Here is a 22,936-nt window from a genome sequence, read left to right as displayed (position 1 = left end):
CAATGGCAGTGAAATTAAGTGAATCGAACTAATGATGTTTGCTTTTTTTAATCAAAAAAATTGATATTTAGTTAAATGGACTTAAGTAGATCGTTCTACTAATTTAATGAATTTTTGGTTGTTTTGTCAAACCCTCTTCGACATAAAAAAACCTCTCCTTCTTCTGGAGAGGTCTCAGTATGATGTGAAATTGAAGTTTCCGACTGATAAGTATCCAGAAACAGCACGAGACATAAAAAAGGTGCCGATAAAAATAGAGAAGAATCATTGAAAAACATACCAACAAAAAGGGGATATGATCGAGATGAATTCCCTATGTCTATGTGTGAAGAAGGCGGTGCAGGTGCCGATATAGAATAAATATCTCCTTCAGACAATCGAGGTGCGGGATCTTGGGTGTCCCATCAACTAAATGAATACGAAGATGGAACGGCCGTACTGTTTGTTGTTGATTAGGGTTATGCAACTTTGAATTAGATCGCAGCTTATTCAAAAAATCCCTATCCAATTGGAAGGGATTTTTTCTGAGTATCTGTTAGTGCATTGGTGTTGTTCCAGAAGAATTTCCAAATAGACAGACCCAAAAGGTCTGCCATTTTTCATGTACCTAATCGAATAGCCAACTCCATAGCAGTCTCGGTATGATTCAGATATGAACCACCAACCAACATCATGATCGCAAGACCAGCTAAAACAAAGCTTTTTCTAATGTTCATACAAACAGTCGCCCCTTCGAATTTGTTTTTGAGCGTACACCATTTGCTGATACAAATATACAGATTCCTCCATACGCTCACATTTAGTATAAAATTCTGCGGACTCTAATGCCAGTTCTTCTAAATATGGATAACCCCTAATGTTATCAAATCGTTTCAAAATATCCTTGAGATCATCAAGATTAAGTGGCTTTATATATAGGTTTACAAGAAAATCGTACAAAGATTCGAATAATTGATCAGGGTTTGATTTTAGATAATCTATGCCACGCTGCAAATATTCCTTGGCCAATTCATCGTTACCCAATTTAAAATGGATCAGAGCCTGCTGATAAAGGATTGCTCGTATGTGAGAATGACGTTTCAAATAAATTTCAGCTTCCTCCAAATGATCTAATGCCAACTGATATTTTTCCAAACTAGAATAACAGTGACCCAAGTTCATCAAACTTATACCAATCATTAATTCATCCTTAATCGCATGTGATTTTTCTAATGCTTTGTCTAAATGCGGGAGAGACTTTTCAGAACTGTTAAGATCAATATAATTTCCTGAAACAACAAAACGAGACTGAATTTCTCGGACAAGATAAGTCGGGTGCGCCTTATATGTATCAAGGGCTAGCATGATGTAATACATAGACATTTGAGTTTGCTTCATGTGATAGAAAATCTCTGCCATCTTGAAGTAAAACTCTGCTCTTTCAACTTCATCCGCCACTCGATCCAACCGTTTTTCTGCCTGTCGATAAAAAGTAATCGCAGTAATGTAATCACCTTGCGAAAACTCATACATCCCTTTGAAAAAATTAAAATAGTATTCCAGGATTCCAGTAAGCTTCCGCCCTTGCCCTTCAACTGATCGCAGGTACTCCGCTTTGTTTAATTTCCGAGCTCCTAGATTCATGTATTCAAGCATTTGTTCGTGGCGGAATTCCATAAGCTGAAAATAAAGAACAGCTTGCTCATCTTCCTCCATGATGTCTAAATCCCTTCTGATCTCACTCCGAAGCATTTCCGCATCTGTTACATTCAGCCTCTTGATATTCTGATACCATTCATTAATCTTCTGACCGATTTTCGCTGAAGATACAGCTGCCATTTATTCATCCCCCTCAATTTTTGCCGTTTTATGTTAAATCCTAGCACATGAAATACGTCCAAAACCCATTTTAGTTCCAATTTTGAAAATTTTCGGTATCTCGCAAACAGATTTTCAAACTGATTTCAGTAGCCAAAACGAAAAAACACATTTAAAGCCCTTATAAGCGTTTTTGACACACCATCCCTACTTTTAATACCTAAACAAAAAAAGCGATCAGAATCAAATCTGAGCGATCTCAACTGAAATTTTTAAGTAAATCTCTATGTGAGTGTTAAAATCTCTTGATTTCCGTCAAGCGCCTTTCAAGAAGCAGCCTAGCTCTTTCTTTTTCGTTTTCGTTCCTCTTTAGCTTTGATTAAAAACAAAACTGAAACACCTAGAATGAGTAATCCTATCTCAAACAGGTTTATTCCTACTTCTACCTTCACATGATTCACCTCCGCAGTGACTGGATTTTATCACAAAAAAAATCCGTCAAAATGAAGCACTGAAAAATAAAAAAAATGCTGCGGACACCGCAAGAAAATGGAATTTTTCAACAAAAACATAATATTAAGAAACAAAAAAACAGGCTCTCCAGCCTGTTCATTAGCGATAATTGACAATCTAATTCTTCTCTATTCGAAATTTCCCCTCCCAATTAAAAGAACCTTAATTGCGGACACCGCAACTGAAAAATAAAATTCCCACTATATTACCAATTATAAAGAAATAAATGGTAGCATTGGAATATATCAAAGAAAGTGAGTGATTTTTATAAACCCATGTCTCTTATGACTCTTTATGCAACCATTTTTTAAACTCTCTTATGATCCCCCAAAATAGGAACCTGTACAGAACTACAAGCAAGAAAAAAGTATAAACAAACTCAAAAGGAGAGAATGGTTCATAATCAATTATGTATGCATTAATAAACACTATTACCAAAGAAAACAATTCCATCAAAGAATCTATAAATCTGTTTTCTTTGAACACGTCCCTTGTCTTTTTGAAATTAAAGATGTCTTTAATTTCCCCACTGGAAAGTCCTTTGATTAAAGCTAAACCTATCAAGTACACACCAAAAGACATCTCAAAGGAAAAACTCAACATCTGTGTGATTACACAATAAATCAAAGTGAATAAGAATAAATACATTTTATTACTCTCCTTAACCTCTAAGTATTCCACCCTAATAGAAGGAAATATCATGTATGCGTTACCCCAAAAAACAAATAGGAGTGGTACATATGTTTAAAAAATTTCTAGTAGTGTTATGTGTGCTTACTATTACATTTGGTTTCTCTTCTCCAATGATTAGTCATGCCAGTCAAGGTAATAATGAGACCCCTCCAGTCAGTGTAGATAAAAAACAATTGGAATTAGCAGAGAAACTATCTAATTACTTCGAATTAGATAAGGATGGAAATATTCATTTTACAGCTGATAAAGAAACCCTTATGGAAATGGGAATTTCAGAACACGACAGTCTACTAATGACTTCAATGAAATCAGAAGAATTTAGCTTTGAAGTGAATGAGAAAAAAGGTGACATGCAGACATTAGGTTTTGTAGGTTTACACCTCAAATTAGGACCGAAAGTTAGAAGCATGAATGCCATAGTAGCAGGTGGATTTGCAGCCGGATATATCGGTTGGTACACAAGTCGAATTGCTGCTGCTGGACCATGGGGTGCTGGAGCCGCTGCGGCTATTACTGCTGGAACTTCTGGTGCTGTTGCATGGGCAGTTAAAAACAAATATAAGAAAGTTGATGTAGGCGTAAATATTATGTTTGTTGATTTAGCATATACTGTAAAAATACCTTAAAAATTACTGTTAAGCAACAATGAATAAAAAAGCAGGCTCTTACTGGAGCCTGCTTTTTTATTTTCAACGTAATTATGATGGATGAAATTTAATGAAAAAGGCCTCCCACAGACCTAGCCTAGCTTGGCTAGGTCTGTGGCATTCTTTTTCATGTTCTGGCACGCAGCTGTGAGAAGAACTTGCACACTCACATTCTGTTTTCCCCTCAACCAACAGTAGCGAAGCCCTTGCAGTTGTTTTGAATCTGCAAAGCTTCGCTCTATTTTTTCTTTTCTCTTTTTATATAACTTTTTTCCAAAGATAGACAGACGATTTTGTCTGATCTTTTCTTTTTGTTCCTCCCATACATGTCTTGAGATCACTTTTTGATGATTTTTCGATCTTGTACAGCTTTCAAGGAAAGGACAAGAAACGCATTTTTTAGGGTCTGATTTATAGTACCTATAACCTTTTCGGTCAGTTGTCGTATATGATAGCTTTTCACCATTTGGGCATATGTAATGATCATGTTCAAAATGATACTGGAATTTCCTCTTGTTCGATGAAAGCGTCTATGTGCGATGACACCAAAAATGCGGCGATCGGATAAATCCTTTACAGATTGATGTTGTCAAATAACCAGAATCAATGGCAACCGCTTCTACTTGAAAATCAAATCGGGTGATTTGGTGATCCAATCGATCAAGATACGGAACGGATACCGTACAGGTATGCGATAAATATCATTTTAAACAAAATAAGTTGATCAAGAGAAGGACGACCTTTATCCTCACTATAATATGGTTTGACTTTGTCTATGATAAATGAAAAATCAATGTACTGATCAATTTTACGAAGCAGGTGATCCTCTTCGACCAGTTGATCTAGTAATACAAATTCGACTTCGTGCTGAGAAAAATTTCTAGTGTGGAACATAAGAAAAAGTGGACTTAACTCTATTATAAAATTTGGAGATGGAAACTTTAAGGAAAAAAATAAAGCTGTCGAGATTTTCTCAACAGCCTGAAACCTCTCCATCTTCTGGAGAGGTCTCTTTTTTATTTCCACCAGTCATCAAACATGGAAGCGGGTACTTGGCGTTTATGCTCTGATTGAACATAGCGCTTTTCAATCGCTTCTGCTGCTTGTTCTGACACGGGCTTACCTTCTAAGTAATCATCAATTTCATTGTACGTAATGCCTAGTTCTGTTTCATCCGTTTGCTGAGGTTTATCATCAAGCAGATCGGCTGTTGGTTTCTTTAAGTATAGGCGCTCTGGTGCTTGCAGCGCTTCTAGCAGCATCCGGCCTTGGCGTTTCGTCAGACCTGTGAGCGGGAGAACGTCTGCACCGCCGTCACCATACTTCGTGAAGAATCCAGTGACTGCTTCGGCTGCATGATCTGTACCAATGACAAGTAACCCTTCTTCTCCTCCGACAGCATACTGTGCGATCATTCTCATGCGCGCTTTAACATTCCCTTTATTAAAGTCAGACAACGGTCCGCCCATGTCTTTTTGATATTGTTCACTGAATGCCTTCACAGCAGGCGCAATATCATATTTCCACGACTTGTCCGGCTGAATAAATGATAAAGCGAGCTGTGCATCATCTTCATCCTGCTGCACACCATGCGGGAGACGCACCGCAATAAAGACTGCGTCTTCTTTTCCTTCTTGACGCAGTTCAGATGTAGCGAGCTGTGCAAGACGGCCAGCGAGCGTTGAATCCTGTCCGCCGCTAATGCCGAGAACGAATCCTTTCGCACCGGTTTTTTTCAAGTAGTCCTTTAGAAATCCAACCCGTTTTTCAATCTCCTGCTTTGGGTCAATTGAGGGCTGCACATGCAACTCTTGGCTGATCTTTTTTTGCAAACTCATACACTTTTCCTCCTAAGCATCCTCTACATGAAGAGAACAGGTTTTACTCTGAATTCATTGATTTGACAACGTTTTTTGAATCTTCATTATACCATGTTTTCAGGAAGAACATTTTGTTAGACGTTCCCCTATTTCATTCATAATCAAACATTCATAAATGAAAAAGACCATGTCTATATGGACTGGCCCTTTCTTTTTCAATCAATTTCTACCCGTATCGATGTACAGTTTGCACCATTACACTTCCCAATATCAGCAGGACATGCGGATACGGCCACAATGAGATCCTTTTCGGCTCGCAGACGAATGTAATCACCGGGAAGAGATTTTGGCAGCTCCACAGACAGCTTTCCTTTTTCATCAATGACTGTATTCATAAAGGCATTAAAAGGGTAGTACATATCCTCCTTCGGAATCCCAAATGGTTCAAAGGCATTCCGCAAATTATCGTAGCATGTATGCATGACCTCTAAATGCGTCCGTCCATATAAAAGCTGATACATTTCTTGCCGGCAGGCGGGCATGTATAAATCATGGCATTCGACAGTGTCTTCAATGATCGTAAACATCGGTTTGTATAAGTTAGAATAGAGTTTATCGCCTTTTTTCACTTTTGATGAAAATAGGCTGTCCATTGTCGCGCCTTGGTCAAATTTTTCATAAAAATCCTTTTCGTGATAAGCCATCACATCTGCTACTTGCTGGCCTTCAACATCAACCACCCGCATACATTGGCCTTTTCCTAAACGAAAGCCGAGTCTGCCCTTTGGTAAAATGACATGTTCTCCGTTCATCACATGCACTCCTTTCCTTGACAGTATGCCCAAAACGTCCTCTTTCTTGATCATGTATAAAAAAAAGAGGCGGTCACAAGCTAATGTCATTGAAACAGAAAGGTGTTGCGCATGCATTGAAAGAAGAACAAACTTTATCTTGGTGGCAGCTTTCTCTCATCGGAGTCGGCTGTACGATTGGCACTGGTTTCTTCCTTGGTTCCAGCATTGCCATTACAAAGTCCGGTTTTTCCGTCTGCATTTCTTTTTTACTTGCTGCGGTTGGAACCTATCTCGTCTTTAAACATTTGGCTGCGATGACAGCTGATAACCCTGATAAAGGGTCGTTTTGCTCCTATGCTCGTAAAGCATATGGACGCTGGGCAGGGTTTAGCAATGGCTGGGTGTATTGGTTTGCAGAAATGCTGATTACAGGAAGTCAGTTAACAGCGATTTCTCTTTTTACCCGCCACTGGTTTCCATCTGTGCCGCTCTGGGTGTTTTCTGCCATTTATTCCGCTCTTGCCCTGCTCGTGATAATCATAGGGCTCTCTTCTTTTCAAAAGACAGAAAATGTCCTTGCGGTACTGAAGACAGCGGCGATTTTTCTGTTTATGATCCTGGCGGTGCTCGTGTTATTCGGCATTCTAACAGATCATAAACCTACCCTGCATCTGCCAAACAAAGATCACGAATGGATGCCGCTCGGTGCACTTGGTCTTTGGAATGGATTGATTTACGCGTTTTATGCATTTGGGGGAATTGAGGTCATGGGGCTGATGGCGGTTCATTTAAAAGACCCGAAGGATGCAGCAAAGTCTGGACGGGTCATGCTGATGATTCTAGCGGTTATCTATATCGTCTCAATTGGTCTTGCTCTCCTGCTTGTCCCAGTAACAGCCTTTAACGAGAACAGCAGTCCATTTATTACATCATTAGATCCATTTCATTTATCGATCTTTCTTCATATCTTTAATGGCATTTTCATTATTGCCGGCTTTTCGACATTGGTTGCCTCACTCTATGCAGTCACGACGCTGCTTGGCACGATGTCAGAGCATCAAGATGCACCTGCTTGTTTTAAACAAAAAGACCCTTCTCATGTCGGATGGCCTTCGATTATTTTAACTGCTGCTGGATTAATTGTCTCGATTTTGCTTGCACTCTTTTTGTCCAAACACATCTACGAGCATCTCACAACAGCAGCCGGTCTTACCCTTCTGTACACGTGGGTCTTCATTCTGTTCTCAAGTAAAAAACTATCAAAGCCATCCACTCGCCAAACGTGCGAAATGCTTCTTGCGCTTCTCTTGATTGGAGCCGCCATTTCAGGCACTTTAACAGAGGCAAGCGGACGACCGGGCTTTTTTATCAGCCTTGGGATCATTGCAGTGATTGCCATTATGGTGCTATTTATGAGAAGAAAGTGGAAGCAGCAAGATCAGACCGCATCATAATTTCATCATGTTTCTTAATGCAGTAAAAGGACATTTGGCGGAGGCTGGTTTCTCCGCCTCATCATCTGAGAGAAAGTATTGCTTCCATTCTAGATTTTTCTGATCACCATACCACTTTAACGCTGGATGGACATCTACTTGATCATATGCCTTGAGCCTTTTCCGAACAAGTTTGCTCATTTTTTGACCGAATGTGGTAGATCCGTTCATCTTCTCAAATACCCATCTTGGTTGAAACGCCCACATCACATAAGGAAAGTGACGACTTTTTCTAAGCTTGTGAGCTGGTGTTGCGCATAAAATAAAATAGGGTTCACCATGAAAACAAAATTCCCATTCATGATTTTCTGGATCTGTCGGAATGTCCTCGGGCCACTTCATTTCATCCTTTTCGTGTAATTGCTGAACGAGCGACCAAAACTGTTCCTCATACTCTTCGAGCGAATATTCCTTCAAATCCTGCGGTGTCTCAAAAAAGCAAACAAATGAAGCATATTGACCCGTTTCTTTCGCACAGCTTTGATATTCTCTCAGTAGCTGCGCTAATTCCTCAACAGCCTCCTCTTCCCTCGGATCACCCACAAACCCATAGCGTAAATGATCGAGAAAAAATCCCTGTCTTCCGGGGACACAAGGGAATGTATCTGCCTCATCTCCTACCATCTCTCCAAATAGCGTAAAAGCATCCTGCTTCCATTCTTCTAGTGATCGTAGATTTTGATCAAGGCAACTTTTTGCATACAACTGGGCCATTTCTTTCCACCTCGTTTTAGCGTCTTCTCCATAGCCTATGAGAAAAAAAGGCTGTGGTGACTGTCCCTAAGCGACTTTCATTGCGCATTCAAGAGGTGGATGTTCTCGTTCAAATTGAGCATGTATGTGTGTCTTTCACGCCATGCTGCTTCTTTTCATAGAGCACTTTTGTATCAACCCTATGATTGGTTCTTCATTAAAAAGACAGAGTCGAGCACCCAATAAATGAGGGCTGAGCAAAAGCAAAACAGATAGACTTTGTAGCTAATGAACACAACCAGTCCATAATCAATCCATAACGCTAACGCAGAGCAAATCACCCACGCCGCAAGAAAATAAACAAGTAAGTCACGGCCTCGAAACTTTCTAGGATGCCTGTGTAAAACAAGCTGAATCGGTGTAGCAAACACTACATAAGCAATCAAAATGAGCAGACTTGTCATCTCCACATAACCAAAGCCTGCTTCAGGCGGGATAAATAGCAGGGTATATACGAATGTTGCTATGATGACTGATAAGATCAGCATGCACAAATAGTTGAAGACTGGAAGAAAAATACGCATGGCAAAGCTCCTTGAATCCATTTTATATCTCACCATTATTCAAGAATCTGTTATGCCTGTCAATTCTTACAAAAAAAGCAGACTGACATGTCAGTCTGCTTTTCTACCCGATCAACGCCATGATCCCTTGATACCCAAAGTAGACGCCGAAACCAAGTAAAGATAAGCCTGCAAGAACGGATAAGCCATGTAAGACACGTTCACTTAAATAGCGCCTAAACGAACTAGCCAGCAGCGCCATGCTGAAATCCCAGATTAACATGCCGATAAAAATAGCTATGCTGTACATCAGCATTTGAGATGCCCCATACTTTTCGATCGTATTGGCCAAAATACTGCCGTAGATCCCAAGCCAAAATAAAATACTGAGCGGATTGGAAAGAGAAATGAAAAATCCCGTCATGAACGAATGCCCGATCGACGTGTTTCCTCCATCCTTCTTTGGACTTTCCTGCAAGTTGATTTTACGAAGGCTTTCAATTCCGGTATAGGTTAGAACGAAAAAACCGAACAGCCACAAAAAGGTTTTCACAAGAGGTGCAGTCAAAAGCTGGGCGACACCAAAATAGATGAGGAGCATGTAGACAATATCCGCAGCCATTGCCCCCACCCCAAAAATCCACGCATGCCAAAAGCCACTTTTAATCCCTCTATCAATTTGGGCAGCATTCACTGGCCCAACAGGCGCTGAAAGTGACAACCCTAAAAAGATATACCCAAAAAACACCGCCACATAGACGTCCTCCTTTTGATGTTGACTTGTACATATTATTCAAACGTTCTATGGTTTAGTACAAGTCCTTTGTCATCTTTTCAGGCGGACTCAAGGGCATTGATATCGCTTATCGATCCGCTTTCAGTACCGACTGCTGCGGGAGAACGGTTTCTTTTTTCTTCATACGATTCATTTGAATCGCAGCTGCAAATAGAAGAACAGCTAAGAAGGCGAAAACAAAGATGGCACTTGCTGCTCCTGCCCATTCAAGACTAAAGCCGATCAAGAAGGACAAACAGGCTCCGCCTAAACTTGCGGCTGCAATAAAGTAACTCGTGGCCTCGTCGATGGCATTTTCAATCATTAATGCAGATGCAGTCAGTGCGATTGGGAACATACCAGCTGCGCACAAGCCAATGAAAAAGATGAGAAGCAGCTGAGCGGCAATGTGGGTGGTCAAAGCAAAGACCACGAGCAGCAGAATCATGAGTGCTGCGCTTAGCTTTAAAAAACGCAGCGGGTGCAGCTGGTCTGCTTTTCTCGCAATCACGGTTCTGCCGATGACAATGGCTGTCCAGAAAGTGGAGACTGCAAAGAGACCCCAATTGTCTCCCCCCTTCTCCAGCATGATCGACGGCAAAAAGTTCGCAAAGTTCGTTTCAATCCCTGCGTAGAAAAAGGCAAAGCAAATCATGATTACCACAATGATTCGATTGTTTCGATCAACAAGTAAGGACGGTTTTCTTCCCCCATTGGAAGGAGAAGTCATCTGTCCACGAGGCAATTTGTTCATAAAGGCAAGCCAGAGCATAAGGAAGAAAGTCAGTGCACCGACTTGAAATAAAAACACATAGTGCCACGTCTGTTCATTGACAGTCAGTAAAATCACAAGTGGAAATAACAGCGCTCCTAACCCAAAGAAGACCTCCATGATGCTGATTCGCTTTGCACTGTTTGCCATCGAAATCACATACGCTCCGGCCGTTGTCTCAAGGCTGCCTGCACCACTCCCAAGAAAAAAACCTGCAAGCACAAGTGTTGACCAGCCCGGCACCAAAAGCCCAAGCAGAAGTGACCCAATCATCAGCAAAAGACCCATAGTCAGAACAGCGCCATAGCCTTTTTTCCTCACAAGGATGGGGGATAACAGAACCCCTGTCAAAAAACCAATAAACTGAAAAAAAATTAAAGATGATAATTCCCCAGGACCCTTATCGTAACTAGACAGTAAATAAGGAGTTAAGCTGCCAAAAAACACATGAATGGTCCCAATAAAAAAATAAAAGACACAGCCAAAATAAAATACTTTTTTCATCTTTTCACTTCCTCTAAAAAGGAGCGGAGTTTTGACATCCTCCGCTCCACCTCTTTAATATGCCCGAGCAGACTCGACAGCCTCTTCCCTCTCGAAGCATGTATTAAGCGCAGCCTGTGCGCGATACCCGTCTACAAAATCAGCAACTTTCATATGAGATGGATATGGATCTGTATTCACCCAGTGCATCAGCTGATCACGGAACGTATCAGACCATCCGTAAAATTCATTTGGCGGATCTGTCAGCAGGGTTTGCGGCATTTGATGACGCTCCACACACAAGCCATCGCTGATCTCATATTCGTTTTTCATGTTCGTATGGTATTTGAATACCTTGTCATGACCAACGACTTCTACACTAAATCCGCATTCCTCCGGCTGCGTGCTTTTGGATGTGACCAAATGAAAGAACACTTGATTCTCCATCTGACCGAAAATTTCGGTATGATCATCCACCTGTACCTTTTTCTCTTCCTTTTCCTTTACATGCGTCAGCATCTTGGTATTTAAGGAGTCTTTCTTCATGTCACTGCCAAATAAGTACCAAAGCATATCAATTAAATGAATGCCAAGATCTCCTAATGCACCGCTCGTACGCAAACTCTCCCCGCTGTCTCTCCATGAAAATGTCTTTCTTCTGAGGGCACTGTTTTTCTTAAAATGAGTCCTGACAGTTAAAATCCGGCCTAATTCACCATTGGCAATCAAGTTCTTCAAAATATTCACAAAGGATAAGTAACGATAGTTAAAGCCCATACTGGCTTGAACCTGGAACTGTTTGGCTGTCTCCACCATTTCCTTCGCTTCCTTCAGCGACACAGCCATCGGCTTTTCACATAAAATGGGCTGTCCTGCTCTTAGTGCTTGAAGGGCATGGTCTTTGTGACAAAAATTCGGGGAAGCAATGATCAACCCATCGGATGCATCTGCTAAAGTTTCGATACTTGAATACACACGTCCGCCATACTGTTTAATGAATCCCTGTGCAACTGACTCGTGTAAATCATAGACACCTGATAACTCTGCACCTTTGATCGTTGATAATGCTCTTGCATGTGCTTTTGCAATATTCCCTGCTCCAACAATTCCAATTTTCTTCATGAATGTGCCTCCTCATGTTTATACATCACTGTTTTCAGTGTTTCATAGATTCCTTTTGCATACCCATGATGACAAATTTGATGATGGTGCCGCTTGGCTTCGGCCGTCGCATTTTGGACGAGGAAACCGTGCGTGACGGATTGAAGCATCCGCAAATCGTTCCCACTATCTCCAAAGGCAAAGCCTTGACCTTTCGATAAATCATATTGTTTCAGCATAAAGCGGACAATTTCATCCTTCCCTGTGCCGACTGGTAAAAAATCGACATCATAGCAATCCGCAGGGTCTCCTGCGAGCGGATTGCATTTGTTGATGTTGACCGCCACCCCGCGCTCTTTGGCAAGTGTTTGGATGAATGATAGATGATGAAGATCTGTCCGCTCATCCTGCTCCTGATAATAGAAATTCTTCTTATACCCTGAGCTGCCCAGCTGCGTTTGCGGTCTGAGATGAATTCCCTTTTCACGTATGGTTTCGAGGATGTCTTCAATTTTTTCATCTGAAAAGCCCTGTGCATCCAGACGCTTCATCCACTCCGCATCTGGCTGTCCAAAATGAGCATCTGATGTATACACAATCTCAGTCCCTAAGTTCGATGCAATGAAATGCGGGAATTGATGAAAACCGCCTTTTTCCATTTTGCTTGTCACAGAATCAAGGCTGCTTCCCGTCACCCAGCCAAGCATAAGCTCTCCTGCTTCGCTCTTTTGTGCCACAAAGGCCTCCAGCCGCTTGACATCCTCTCGCTGCTCCTCTGTCATTTCGTGAGAATAATAGGTTTCATCAAAATCACAGAAGACGATCCACTTCGGATTTTTCGGCTGATTCAGTAGTTTTTTATTGAATGGAAGACTTGATAACATGTTGAACCCCCTCGATGACCTTCTCCTGATCTTGCAGCGGCATGCCTGGATACAGCGGCAAGTGAAGTAATTGCTGTGCTGCTTTTTCCGTATGTGGAAGTGATGTACGTTTATACTTTTGAGAAACAAGATCTGTTTGATGCTGATGCGATAGGATTGGGTAATAAACATCTGTCTCTATGCCCATTTCCAGCAATTTCGCTGCAAGCTCATCTCGTTCTCCCTTCAGCACCCTGATCGGGAACAGATGCCAGACATGATCATCCGTCAGCTTCGGAAGCTTCAAGTATCCTTCATCCTCTAGCGTTTGCAGCTGGTCAATGTAGCGCTTTGCTAAGTAGAAACGTTTAAAGTTTTGTAATCCTAAATACTTCATACGTTCGAGTCCGATCGCTGCCTGCAAATTATCAATTTTCGAATTAAAGCCATAGTCACTGCGTTTGACATTTTTCTTTCCTACTTCAAAGCCGTGATAGCTGATCTCCATGCATTTCTCCGCTAATGCTTCATCATTTGTTGCAATGGCTCCTGCCTTGCCGCAGACACCAAGATTTTTGTATGGATTAAAGCTGAGAACAAGCCCATCTCCATATGCTCCGAGGCCAGTGCTCCCGATTGCCTGACAGCCATCTTCAATGATTTTCAGCCCATGCTTTTTCGCAATCGCCGAAATGGCCTTCATATCCGCTTGTTTTCCATATAAATGAACCGGAAGAATGCATGCCGTTTGATCTGTGATATGCTTCTCTATTTCACTCGGTGCCAAGCAGTAAGTATCTGGATCAATATCGGCGTAGACCGGAACAGCACCAATCGCAAGCACTGCATTTTCTGTTGCAGCAAAGCTATTTGCTGGCAAAATGACCTCATCTCCTGGATGGACGCCTACTGATATGAGACTGATCATTAGGGCATCTGTTCCACTTGACGTGGCAATGACATATTTCTTCCCTAAGTACTCAGCGAGCTGCTTTTCAAACGCCGGAATATATGGCCCTGAAGTAAAACGGCCAGAACTCAATACTTCTTTCAGCACCTGCATAATGTCATCGATCTCATCCTCTGAAATCAGTTTATCGACTGGCAGAAACGGTATCTTTTTTTCCTTATTTTGTTTATAATGGAAGAGAATTTTTTCCAAGCCAGTGCGCCTTATATCTTGCTCGAGGAACGTCACCAGCTTTTCATTTGCCAGGTGCTTCTCAACTGAATCAGACTTTACTTGAACACCTTGATTGATCATATCCAGCAAAGATAGATAATCCTTGCTTTTACCTGATATCTTCGTCAATATTTGCATTCCATTCCCTCCAATTGATCAATTCCATTTGTTAATATTTAACTTGTTTCACATTGTAAATGATGTTATCGATTTCAGAACAATAACTTTGTGTAAAGGATTTGTTAATATGTGTACAATTTATGAAATTGCCAAACGCTGCGGGGTTTCAACCACCACCGTTTCCAGAGTGCTGAATCATCATCCATATGTGTCCGAGGAAAAGCGCCAGCTCATTTTACAGGTGATGAAAGAAATGGAATATACACCGAGTTCAGCAGCTCGCACTCTACGTTCACATCAGACAAAAACCATTGCTGTGTCTGTGCCGGCTGTGGACCATCCTTTTTTTGCACAATTGATTAAAGGCATTTCAAAAGAAGCACTGGATCAAGGCTATAAAGCGATCGTGCTTCAGACGTTTTATCAGGAGTCGTTAGAGCTTGAAGGTCTTCAATTATTAAAAAGAAGAGAAGTAGATGGGGTCATTTTAGGGGCATTAGAAAATCCGTGGGAAAAGATCGAGCCATTTTTAACGAACGGCCCTATTGTCATGGCGAATGAATATCATCAAACAGCAGACATTCCGATTATTGGATACGATGAGCGAGAAGCTGCCTATACAGCAGTTGACTACTTGATTCAGTCGGGGCGGAAAAAGATCGGGTTTTGCTTTGATACAGAAAGCAGTGAAGCACAGAAACAAAGGAAACAGGGCTATCTCGATGCTCTTTCTACCCACGGCTTGCCGCTGCATGACGATTGGCTGTTCGGGGAGGCCTTCACCATTGAAGACGGTTTTCGCTTAATGGATGTCATCCATGACATGAAGAATGCACCTGATGCCATTTTCACCGGTAATGATCAAGTCGCAGCAGGGCTCATTAAACAGGCCATTTCATATGGTTATCACATTCCTAAGGATCTAGCGGTGATCGGCTATGACAATCAAGACATTTGCGAGGTGACAGCTCCAACGATCACCACAATTGACATCCCGATCGTAGAGCTTGGCCACCGGTCTGTGCAGCAACTGATTGAGCTCCTGCAAGACCAAAAACCATTACAGCGTCAACATATCCAGCTGCCTACCCGGCTCGTGACAAGGGAATCGACATAAACAAAAAAAGACTGAGAGCTGTCTCAGTCTTTTTTAAACCTATACAAATTGAGCAAGAATGAATGTCCATATACACACTATGCCGAGCAGGATGAAGCTGTACTTCACAGTCTTTTGGAAGAGCTCAGATTCTTTACCTGTTTCTCCAACTGCTGCTGTAGCAATGGCGATAGATTGTGGAGAGATTAATTTCGCCATGACCCCGCCCGTTGTATTTGCTCCGATTAACAAACCTGCCTGTGAGCCGATTTGAGAAGCAGTGACCGCTTGAAGGTTTCCGAATAAGGCGTTGTTACTCACGACAGATCCTGTAATAAACACCCCGATCCAGCCAAGCACTGGGCTGACAAGCGGGAACAAATCGCCTGTTTTGGCAAGTGCAAGCCCAATGGCTGAACTTAGACCAGCGAAGTTCGCCAAGTTGGCAAAGCCCATGACAAAACAAATGGTGAGAACTGGTACCCAAAGCTCTTTCACTGATGCTTTTAAGCAGGCAGCGCCTTCTGTTAATGTAATATGTCTGCTAAACAAACCAGTCAGCATCACCGCAATCAGAATGGCAGTACCCGTTGCACTGATCACATCAATTTTAAAGATCGCATCAATAGGTGTTGCTGTTTGTGCAATTGGTGGTAATTTCACAATTTGCTGATGCAAAAATGGCATTTTCACTAAAATGGTTGTCCAGTTGAGCGGGCCTCCTACAGCAAACAATGCTTTAAATGCTGGCAGACTCCATACCGTAATCACGGCGGTTAAAATATAAAACGGAGACCATGCTTTCAGCACTTCAACGCCGCGATACGTTTGTTTCTGTTCAATGGCTGGTGCTCCTTCTTCACGATAAATGTGCTTCGGTTGCCATTTTCGAAGAAATAAAGCCAAAATCCCCATACTTGCTAATGCTGAAATAATATTGGCAAGCTCAGGACCCATTGTCACCATTGTGACAGCTTGTAAAATGGCATAGCTTCCACTCACAACAAGCAAGGCAGGAAGCGTTTCTTTAATCCCTTTGAATCCGTCCACAATGAGAATGAGTAGGAACGGAATACAGAATGAAATAAACGGAATCGTAAACACAAGGGTTTGAGATAATGCAAGCGGCGTCATATTGCCCATTTGCGCCCCTGTAATGACTGGGATCCCCACCGCACCAAATGCGCCAGACGCAGCATTGGCAATTAAGCAGAGCATCGCAGCTTTCAGCGGTTTAAACCCAAGCTCTGTTAAGAGAGCGGCACTAATCGCAATCGGTACACCAAACCCAGCGGCTCCCTCTAAAAATGCGTTAAAACTAAAACCAATTAATAAGAGCTGAAGACGTTGATCTTGAGAAATTCCTGCAATACTAGAACGAATAACATCGAATTTACCAGATTTCACAGCTATTTTATAGAGCCACACCGCCATGATGACGATATATCCAATCGGCCACAGCCCATTAGATATACCGAGCAGCACAGCAGACAATGCTTTTTCAATTGGCATATGAAAGAAGAAAACCGCTGTTACAAAACTGACGATTAAGGTAAAACAAGCGGCTAAAACACCTTTTAACTTAAATACGGTTAATGCAAGTAGGAAAAACAAAATTGGAAGCATTGCTACCAATGCACTCACGAATTCATTACCAAACGGATTATATATTTGCTGCCACATAGTGATTCATCCTTTTCTGCTCAGATAGGTTGCTTTTGATTAAAAATGAGGAGCCAAAATCTCTTTTAACACATTCACACTGTGCGCGAATTGTTCTTTTTCTGTATCATTCAGTGCAAGCTCTATCACTTCTGTTGCGCCATTTCGATTCACAAGGGCAGGTACACCAATGTAGACATCTTCTGCTCCGTACTCTCCATCTAAGTAAGTGCTGACAGTCAAAATACTGTTTTCATTGTGCAGAATCGCTCTTGTTATGCGGGCCAAACTCATCGCTACGCCGTAGTAAGTAGCGCCTTTTTTCTCAATGATTTGATAAGCGGCATGACGGACATTTTCCATCATCTCATCTAAATCTTCTTGTTTGTATTGATCATTTTTCTTCATTAATTCTGTAATCGGTACACTTCCGATATTCGCATGACTCCAAACAGCAAGCTCTGTATCGCCATGCTCTCCAATGATGTACGCATGCACATTGTGTGCCGCTGCGTCAAAGTACTCACTGAGCATGTATCTAAATCTTGCAGTATCAAGTGTAGTTCCACTGCCAATCACTCGTTCTTTTGGCAGTCCACTGAATTTCCAAGTCGCATATGTTAAAATATCAACAGGGTTTGTGGCGACTAAGAAAATACCATCGAATCCACTTTTCATCACATTGTCTACAATGCCTTTAAATATATTTAAATTTTTCTCAACAAGGTCAAGTCTCGTTTCACCTGGCTTTTGGTTCGCTCCAGCACAGATACATACAATGTCTGCATCCTTACAATCCTCATAATCTCCATACCATGTGTTCACTGGGTGCGGAGCAAATGCTTTCCCGTGGTTTAAATCCATGACGTCACCCATTGCTTTATCTTGATTCAAATCGATGACAACCAATTCATCTGTGATCACTTGATTTATTAATGTAAAGGCATAACTGCTACCTACAAAACCTGCTCCAATAAGTGCTACTTTGTTTACTTTTTCGTTTGTCATTTATCTCATCCTCCTGAGTAAAACTAGGTTGTTTTTGCATGTGAAGTATTTCACATTCTTATTGTGCAACACTTCACAAACTTTTGCAAGGGGGTTTCTCAAAAAAAATATGTAGCGAATTTGTGAACACACTTATTGTGCTTTCAAAGCGCTGTCTCCATGCATATTTCCACAAGAAAAAAGCTGCCAAACGATTGTCAGCAGCTTTATACATGTTAATAAGGTCCCCAGTTGATCATCACGCCGATACAAATAAAGACAAGTCCAATGACAAACCAAATGAGCGCAAGCGGCACCATAAAACGAAGCCACTTCACATAAGGAATACCACTTGCAGCGAGCACAGCCATCAACACACCTGACGTCGGATTGATACAGTTAACCACCCCTTCGCCAAGCATAACCGCTTCTACAGCGACCTGTCTTGTGATGCCCATTAAATCAGCCAGTGGCGCAAGAATTGGAATAAAGACAACCGCTTCTCCTGATCCTGATGAAATCAAAAAGTGAAGAAGTGCACTCGCAATATACATCCCGATCGCACCAGCAATTGGGCTAAATCCTGTCAACATACTCGCCAAGCCATTGACCACGGTATCAAGCAGCTTACCGTTTTCCAAAATGACAGAAATGCAACGTGCCATCCCAACAATGAGTGCGCCGTAAACAAGGCTTTGACAGCCGACGATAAACGTTTTTGCAATATCATTGGCTGCTAATCCGCCAAGTAATCCAGCAGCAATGGCCATAAAAATGAAGACTCCTGCCATTTCCTTATCGGTCCAGCCAAGCTGAAGTGCGCCATATAAGAAGCCCCCAAGAGACAATCCACACACTGCTAAAATCAGCTTATGTCTGCTCGTAAATTCAGGCTTGTCCACAGATTCTGCATCAGATCCGCCAAGTCCCTTCGCAGGAAACCATTCATCTCCAAGAAGACTTCCCTTCTCTTTATTCTTTAGGCGTCTTGTATATAAATAGATGTACACAATACTAGATATAAGAAAACAAAGATAAATAATGACACGAAGACCAATGCCAGAAAAAATCGGCAGTTCTGCAATCGTCTGAGATAACCCCAGTGGAGATGGAGACAAAATGGTCGCGTTAAACCCGGCATAACAGCCAATATAAATGACCGCAGCTCCTGCCACAGCATCCCATTTCAAGGATCTTGCCACAATAATCCCGATTGGAATAAATCCTATAACGGAGTTCACGACAATCCCGGTCGTTCCAAGCACTGAAAATAATCCTCCAACAATACAAATAAACAATAATTGCTTTGTTTGAAATCTGCTGATGACATGGTGAATCATTCCGTTAATGGCACCTGTTTTCTCCAAAATGGCAATGGTTCCGCCAGTAAATAGAATGAGAAAAATAATAGAAGAAGACCCTACCATCCCTTCCTGAATGGCTGTAAAAAAGCCCACTGGACTTACGGGTGATTGATCAATGCGGTGATAGCTGCCAGGAACAGCTGTTGTGATTTCCCCCGATGTCTTTCGGTCAAACTCACCCGCGGGTACAAAATATGTTGCAATGGTACAAATGAGCGCAATGATAAATAAGAGAACATACGCATCCGGCATTTGAAGTTTTCTTTTTTGTTTCTCTGGTGGTGATACTGCTGCTGTTTTCATGTGTCAAAACCCCTTTGTCCCGATCGGAATTTCACTTAATTTTCTGAATAATCAAATGATGTGTTATATTATAAACACTGATGATATTTAAGATCAATATTATTTCACTAAAAGAATATTTTGACAGATTTTCTGTCAGCAAGGAGGCTATTCATGACAACTTTGACAAACGACATGCAGCAAACGGTGAAAGACATCTTTGATCACCTGCACGCTCACCCAGAAATCAGCTGGGAAGAAACGAATACGACGGCTTATCTTGAGGACTTATTAAAGAAAATAGGTTGTCAGACTAGAACATTTGACGACTGTACAGGAGTGATCGGTGAAATTGGAGAAGGTTCACCAGTGGTCGCGGTGAGAGCAGACATTGATGCACTTTGGCAGGAAGTAGATGGTGAATTTCAAGCCAATCATTCATGTGGTCACGATGCACACATGACAATGGCTCTCGGCACCTTCATGGCATTAAAAGAAAAGGAGCTCCCAAACGGCACCATCCGCTTCATTTTTCAGCCTGCTGAGGAAAAAGGCGGCGGTGCGCTGAAAATGATTGAAAAAGGTGTGCTAGCAGACGTTGATTACTTATACGGAGTACATGTTCGCCCAATTCAAGAAACATTAAACGGACGCTGCGCACCTGCGATCTTGCATGGATCGAGTAATCATTACATCGGCACAATTATTGGTGAGGAAGCCCACGGAGCACGCCCGCATCTAGGGGTCAACGTCATTGAAGTGGCTTCTACCCTCGTGCAAAGACTCGCACATATCCATGTCGACCCAAGAGTTGCACATTCTGTGAAAATGACCAATCTGCATGCTGGCGGAGGCAGTTCAAACATCATCCCTGGCAAAGCTTCTTTTACATTAGATGTCAGAGCACAAACAAATGAAGTGATGGATAAACTAGAAAAAGAAATTGAAAGAGCCGTACATTCTGTAGCGGATGCCTTTGGCGCTTCCATTTCACTTTCAACTGATCATCGTCTGCCTGCCGCTACCTTGAATGAGGAAGCCGTCCAGATGATGTCTCATGCCATTGAAAAGGTTTTAGGCAAAGAGCAGCTCGATCCTCCGCTCGTAACGACAGGCGGAGAGGATTTTCACTTTTATGCAGCAAAGGTTCCGCATATCAAATCCACGATGCTTGGTTTAGGCTGTGATCTAAAACCCGGTCTACATCATCCATATATGACATTCGACCGCTCTGCTATTTTTACCGGCATTGAGATTTTGACTGAAGCTGTTTATCAGACTCTTCAGCAGCATTCATCATAAAATAAAAAACCACCCGTTTTTTTAGCGGGTGGTCTCAGATTGTTGACAAAGGGCTAAAATGATCTTTATTTTAGTCCTTTGTCTCCTTTTCAGCGTGATAGAAAACCTTTGAATTCTAGGAAGGACGAGTACTGGCGCGGAGCGAATTTGACATTCGTGAGCACCAGCACGCAGGACTGACAACGAATGCGAGGGTTTGTCTACACGCTGAAACCACCCGTTTTTTAGCGGGTGGTCTACTTGATATTATGCATTCAAATCTGTCATGGCTGGGACGTTGATTTCTTTTACACAAGATACCCTTGATAAATGAATCACACATCTCGCAAGCTCTACTATATCCTGTACAGGGATTCTCGTTTCATCATATAGAGTGATGGCTTTCTCGGCTCCATCTTCATATGGAACCTCTGCCGCCAATTCTCCTGGATTGATACAGGTGACGGATATTTTATCTTTTCTCACATGCTCTCTTAGTGCATTCACAATTCCGCGTAGACCGAACTTAGATGCGACAAAAGAAACTTGCGGCAAGTTGGTATGATCAAGCCCCGCAGTTGAGCCAACCACGATAATTTTTCCATTCTCCGATTTTCTGACGTTCGGAAGCAGTGCTTGGATGTATGTAATCGTTGAGGTGACATTCACATTGATTAAATGAGCGATATCCTCTGGCTGATCGTGATCAAATGAATAATCATCTTCAAAGCCTCGTTTTTCCCATAAACCGACGTTGTAGATGAGGACATCAATGGTTTTGTTCCCCAATGCTTCGATCATGTGTGGAATATGAGATTGGCTTGATAAATCAATTTTCAGCCAAATTCTATGTACACCGTCATCTAATTTCAAACTGCTAGGTTCACTTCGAGACACAATCCAAACTGTATCTCCGCTTGAAGGAAGACCTTTCACAAAAGCATCCCCTAATCCTTGACTTGCACCGAATATGATATAGTTTTTACTCATAGCTCCTCCTTCTACGTCTCATGAGCTTTCAGTCAGACAGCAGCTCATCTGTAAGCGTTTTATACCTCTATCATATCGGTTCTAAGATCTGGCTGCCTCTTTTATGCCTGTCTTTACTTTCGGTTACTTGATTTCCTTTAACTCCACTGGTAACGCACGTTCCTCTATAAAGCATTGAACCATATCCATAAACAGTTCCTTCTTTTCAAACGTAAATGTATGTCCGATAGCCGGAACGATGACACCTGCTGCCTGCGGATGTGAATTCGTTATTTTCTTTGCTGACCGTTTCATAATGCCTTTTTCCTTTTCTCCCACTGTGACAAGAATTCGTGCCTTCGCTTGTTGAAACGTGTTTGGGAGCTTGTAATGGAGATTTTCTTGAAACATCGTCAGAAGGGTTTTCTTCTGTAAACTTTTCGAATCAGCCACATAGTGATTGAGTACATCGTTTGGAAGCCCCATCTTTTCAGCTTGGAGCTCGATAAACCAATCTTTCTTTAATAATGGATACGTAAGAGGTAAAAGAGGTCTCACCATCAAGTAAAGCCATGGCAGCGGCATCACAAGTGCGCTGTTGATGACGGCTATATCTACGATGTCAGGCTCTTTTGATAACACCTCAACGGCAACCTGTGCACCTAGGGAGAAGCCAATAAGTATCACTTTACGTCCATGCGTATGCTCCTTGATCCACGAGATGACTTCGAGAGCACTTTCTCGCATGGAATATGACTGTTCATCTGCTCTTGTCCCGTGACCAATGAGATCAGGCGTATAGCATTCATACGCTTCCTTGAATGTTTTTATCTGTTCCTGCCACATCCAGCTGCTTACTCCTCCGCCATGCAGGAAAATCATGATTGGCTTAACCATCATCGACAACTCGTCCACCTTCCTTATATATAAGAAAAAAGCAGCCGCTTTTTGAGCAGACTGCTTTTTCATATGCTCCCTTCTATTA

19 protein-coding genes and 2 pseudogenes are annotated in these 22,936 nt (G+C 42.0%); 5 read left to right on the top strand and 16 right to left on the bottom strand.

The window, feature by feature from the left end; translation table 11 throughout:
• Positions 1 to 106: 106 nt before the first annotated feature.
• Positions 107 to 456: pseudogene (locus ACQYAC_RS14945) on the top strand (NucA/NucB deoxyribonuclease domain-containing protein).
• A 249-nt stretch (positions 457 to 705) separates the two neighbouring features.
• Here the strand turns inward: ACQYAC_RS14945 and ACQYAC_RS14940 are convergent.
• Positions 706 to 1,818, bottom strand: coding sequence for a Rap family tetratricopeptide repeat protein (locus tag ACQYAC_RS14940; RefSeq protein ID WP_041106640.1), 1,113 nt, complete (start codon positions 1,816 to 1,818; stop codon positions 706 to 708).
• A gap of 1,232 nt (positions 1,819 to 3,050) precedes the next feature.
• Between ACQYAC_RS14940 and ACQYAC_RS14935 the strand changes: the two genes are divergently transcribed.
• The gene (locus ACQYAC_RS14935) at positions 3,051 to 3,629 is read left to right on the top strand and encodes a hypothetical protein (protein ID WP_429943565.1); all 579 of its coding nucleotides are present in this window, start codon (positions 3,051 to 3,053) and stop codon (positions 3,627 to 3,629) included.
• Between the two features lie 113 nt (positions 3,630 to 3,742).
• Here ACQYAC_RS14935 and ACQYAC_RS14930 read toward each other — a convergent pair.
• From ACQYAC_RS14930 to ACQYAC_RS14920, 3 genes and pseudogenes are all read right to left on the bottom strand, one after another.
• Positions 3,743 to 4,544 (bottom strand): annotated as a pseudogene (locus ACQYAC_RS14930) (transposase).
• Positions 4,545 to 4,666: 122 nt separating this feature from the next.
• Positions 4,667 to 5,488 carry an ammonia-dependent NAD(+) synthetase gene (gene nadE / locus ACQYAC_RS14925; protein ID WP_429943564.1) on the bottom strand — a complete coding sequence of 274 codons (822 nt, stop codon included), beginning with the start codon at positions 5,486 to 5,488 and terminating at the stop codon, positions 4,667 to 4,669.
• 197 nt (positions 5,489 to 5,685) lie between these two features.
• Positions 5,686 to 6,282, bottom strand: coding sequence for a DUF1989 domain-containing protein (locus ACQYAC_RS14920; protein ID WP_429943563.1), 597 nt, complete (start codon positions 6,280 to 6,282; stop codon positions 5,686 to 5,688).
• 83 nt (positions 6,283 to 6,365) lie between these two features.
• Between ACQYAC_RS14920 and ACQYAC_RS14915 the strand changes: the two genes are divergently transcribed.
• Positions 6,366 to 7,718: an amino acid permease gene (locus tag ACQYAC_RS14915; RefSeq protein ID WP_429943562.1), complete on the top strand. Its 1,353-nt coding sequence runs from the start codon at positions 6,366 to 6,368 to the stop codon at positions 7,716 to 7,718.
• Here ACQYAC_RS14915 and ACQYAC_RS14910 read toward each other — a convergent pair.
• From ACQYAC_RS14910 to ACQYAC_RS14880, 7 genes are all read right to left on the bottom strand, one after another.
• Entirely contained in the window at positions 7,713 to 8,471 is a 759-nt protein-coding gene (locus ACQYAC_RS14910; RefSeq protein WP_429943561.1) for a YqcI/YcgG family protein, read from the bottom strand. The genes ACQYAC_RS14915 and ACQYAC_RS14910 overlap by 6 nt on opposite strands.
• A gap of 179 nt (positions 8,472 to 8,650) precedes the next feature.
• On the bottom strand, positions 8,651 to 9,034 hold the full coding sequence (locus tag ACQYAC_RS14905) for a UPF0715 family protein (protein WP_429943560.1): 384 nt from the start codon (positions 9,032 to 9,034) through the stop codon (positions 8,651 to 8,653).
• Positions 9,035 to 9,137: 103 nt separating this feature from the next.
• Positions 9,138 to 9,767: a LysE family translocator gene (locus tag ACQYAC_RS14900; RefSeq protein WP_058015253.1), complete on the bottom strand. Its 630-nt coding sequence runs from the start codon at positions 9,765 to 9,767 to the stop codon at positions 9,138 to 9,140.
• Positions 9,768 to 9,876: 109 nt separating this feature from the next.
• A complete protein-coding gene (locus ACQYAC_RS14895) occupies positions 9,877 to 11,064 on the bottom strand; it encodes an MFS transporter (RefSeq protein WP_429943559.1) in 1,188 nt (395 codons plus the stop codon).
• 54 nt (positions 11,065 to 11,118) lie between these two features.
• Positions 11,119 to 12,165, bottom strand: a complete 1,047-nt coding sequence (locus ACQYAC_RS14890) for a Gfo/Idh/MocA family protein (RefSeq protein ID WP_058015251.1) — start codon at positions 12,163 to 12,165, stop codon at positions 11,119 to 11,121.
• Positions 12,162 to 13,028, bottom strand: a complete 867-nt coding sequence (locus ACQYAC_RS14885; RefSeq protein WP_429943558.1) for an HAD-IIB family hydrolase — start codon at positions 13,026 to 13,028, stop codon at positions 12,162 to 12,164. Before ACQYAC_RS14885 ends, ACQYAC_RS14890 begins: the two co-directional genes overlap by 4 nt.
• On the bottom strand, positions 13,003 to 14,328 hold the full coding sequence (locus ACQYAC_RS14880; RefSeq protein WP_429943557.1) for a DegT/DnrJ/EryC1/StrS family aminotransferase: 1,326 nt from the start codon (positions 14,326 to 14,328) through the stop codon (positions 13,003 to 13,005). The genes ACQYAC_RS14885 and ACQYAC_RS14880 overlap by 26 nt, the downstream gene beginning before the upstream one ends.
• A 109-nt stretch (positions 14,329 to 14,437) precedes the next feature.
• Between ACQYAC_RS14880 and ACQYAC_RS14875 the strand changes: the two genes are divergently transcribed.
• A complete protein-coding gene (locus ACQYAC_RS14875; protein ID WP_429943556.1) occupies positions 14,438 to 15,427 on the top strand; it encodes a LacI family DNA-binding transcriptional regulator in 990 nt (329 codons plus the stop codon).
• Between the two features lie 39 nt (positions 15,428 to 15,466).
• Here ACQYAC_RS14875 and ACQYAC_RS14870 read toward each other — a convergent pair whose 3' ends face one another.
• The 3 genes from ACQYAC_RS14870 to ACQYAC_RS14860 form a co-directional block, all read right to left on the bottom strand.
• Entirely contained in the window at positions 15,467 to 17,089 is a 1,623-nt protein-coding gene (locus ACQYAC_RS14870; RefSeq protein ID WP_058015247.1) for an L-lactate permease, read from the bottom strand.
• A gap of 39 nt (positions 17,090 to 17,128) precedes the next feature.
• Positions 17,129 to 18,076, bottom strand: coding sequence for an L-lactate dehydrogenase (locus ACQYAC_RS14865; RefSeq protein ID WP_003217251.1), 948 nt, complete (start codon positions 18,074 to 18,076; stop codon positions 17,129 to 17,131).
• Between the two features lie 215 nt (positions 18,077 to 18,291).
• Entirely contained in the window at positions 18,292 to 19,722 is a 1,431-nt protein-coding gene (locus ACQYAC_RS14860; RefSeq protein WP_061406663.1) for a YfcC family protein, read from the bottom strand.
• A gap of 153 nt (positions 19,723 to 19,875) precedes the next feature.
• Between ACQYAC_RS14860 and ACQYAC_RS14855 the strand changes: the two genes are divergently transcribed.
• Positions 19,876 to 21,003: a M20 peptidase aminoacylase family protein gene (locus ACQYAC_RS14855; protein ID WP_306011665.1), complete on the top strand. Its 1,128-nt coding sequence runs from the start codon at positions 19,876 to 19,878 to the stop codon at positions 21,001 to 21,003.
• Between the two features lie 246 nt (positions 21,004 to 21,249).
• Here ACQYAC_RS14855 and ACQYAC_RS14850 read toward each other — a convergent pair whose 3' ends face one another.
• Positions 21,250 to 21,972: an SDR family NAD(P)-dependent oxidoreductase gene (locus ACQYAC_RS14850; protein ID WP_429943555.1), complete on the bottom strand. Its 723-nt coding sequence runs from the start codon at positions 21,970 to 21,972 to the stop codon at positions 21,250 to 21,252.
• A 123-nt stretch (positions 21,973 to 22,095) separates the two neighbouring features.
• Positions 22,096 to 22,920 carry an alpha/beta fold hydrolase gene (locus ACQYAC_RS14845; protein ID WP_429943554.1) on the bottom strand — a complete coding sequence of 275 codons (825 nt, stop codon included), beginning with the start codon at positions 22,918 to 22,920 and terminating at the stop codon, positions 22,096 to 22,098.
• Positions 22,921 to 22,936: the final 16 nt, after the last annotated feature.

The organism is Bacillus sp. MM09(2025) (assembly GCF_050496725.1).
Taxonomy (GTDB): domain Bacteria; phylum Bacillota; class Bacilli; order Bacillales; family Bacillaceae; genus Bacillus; species Bacillus pumilus.
The sequence above is the reverse complement of the archived record's forward strand: the minus strand, read 5'-3'. Positions and strand labels throughout refer to the sequence as shown.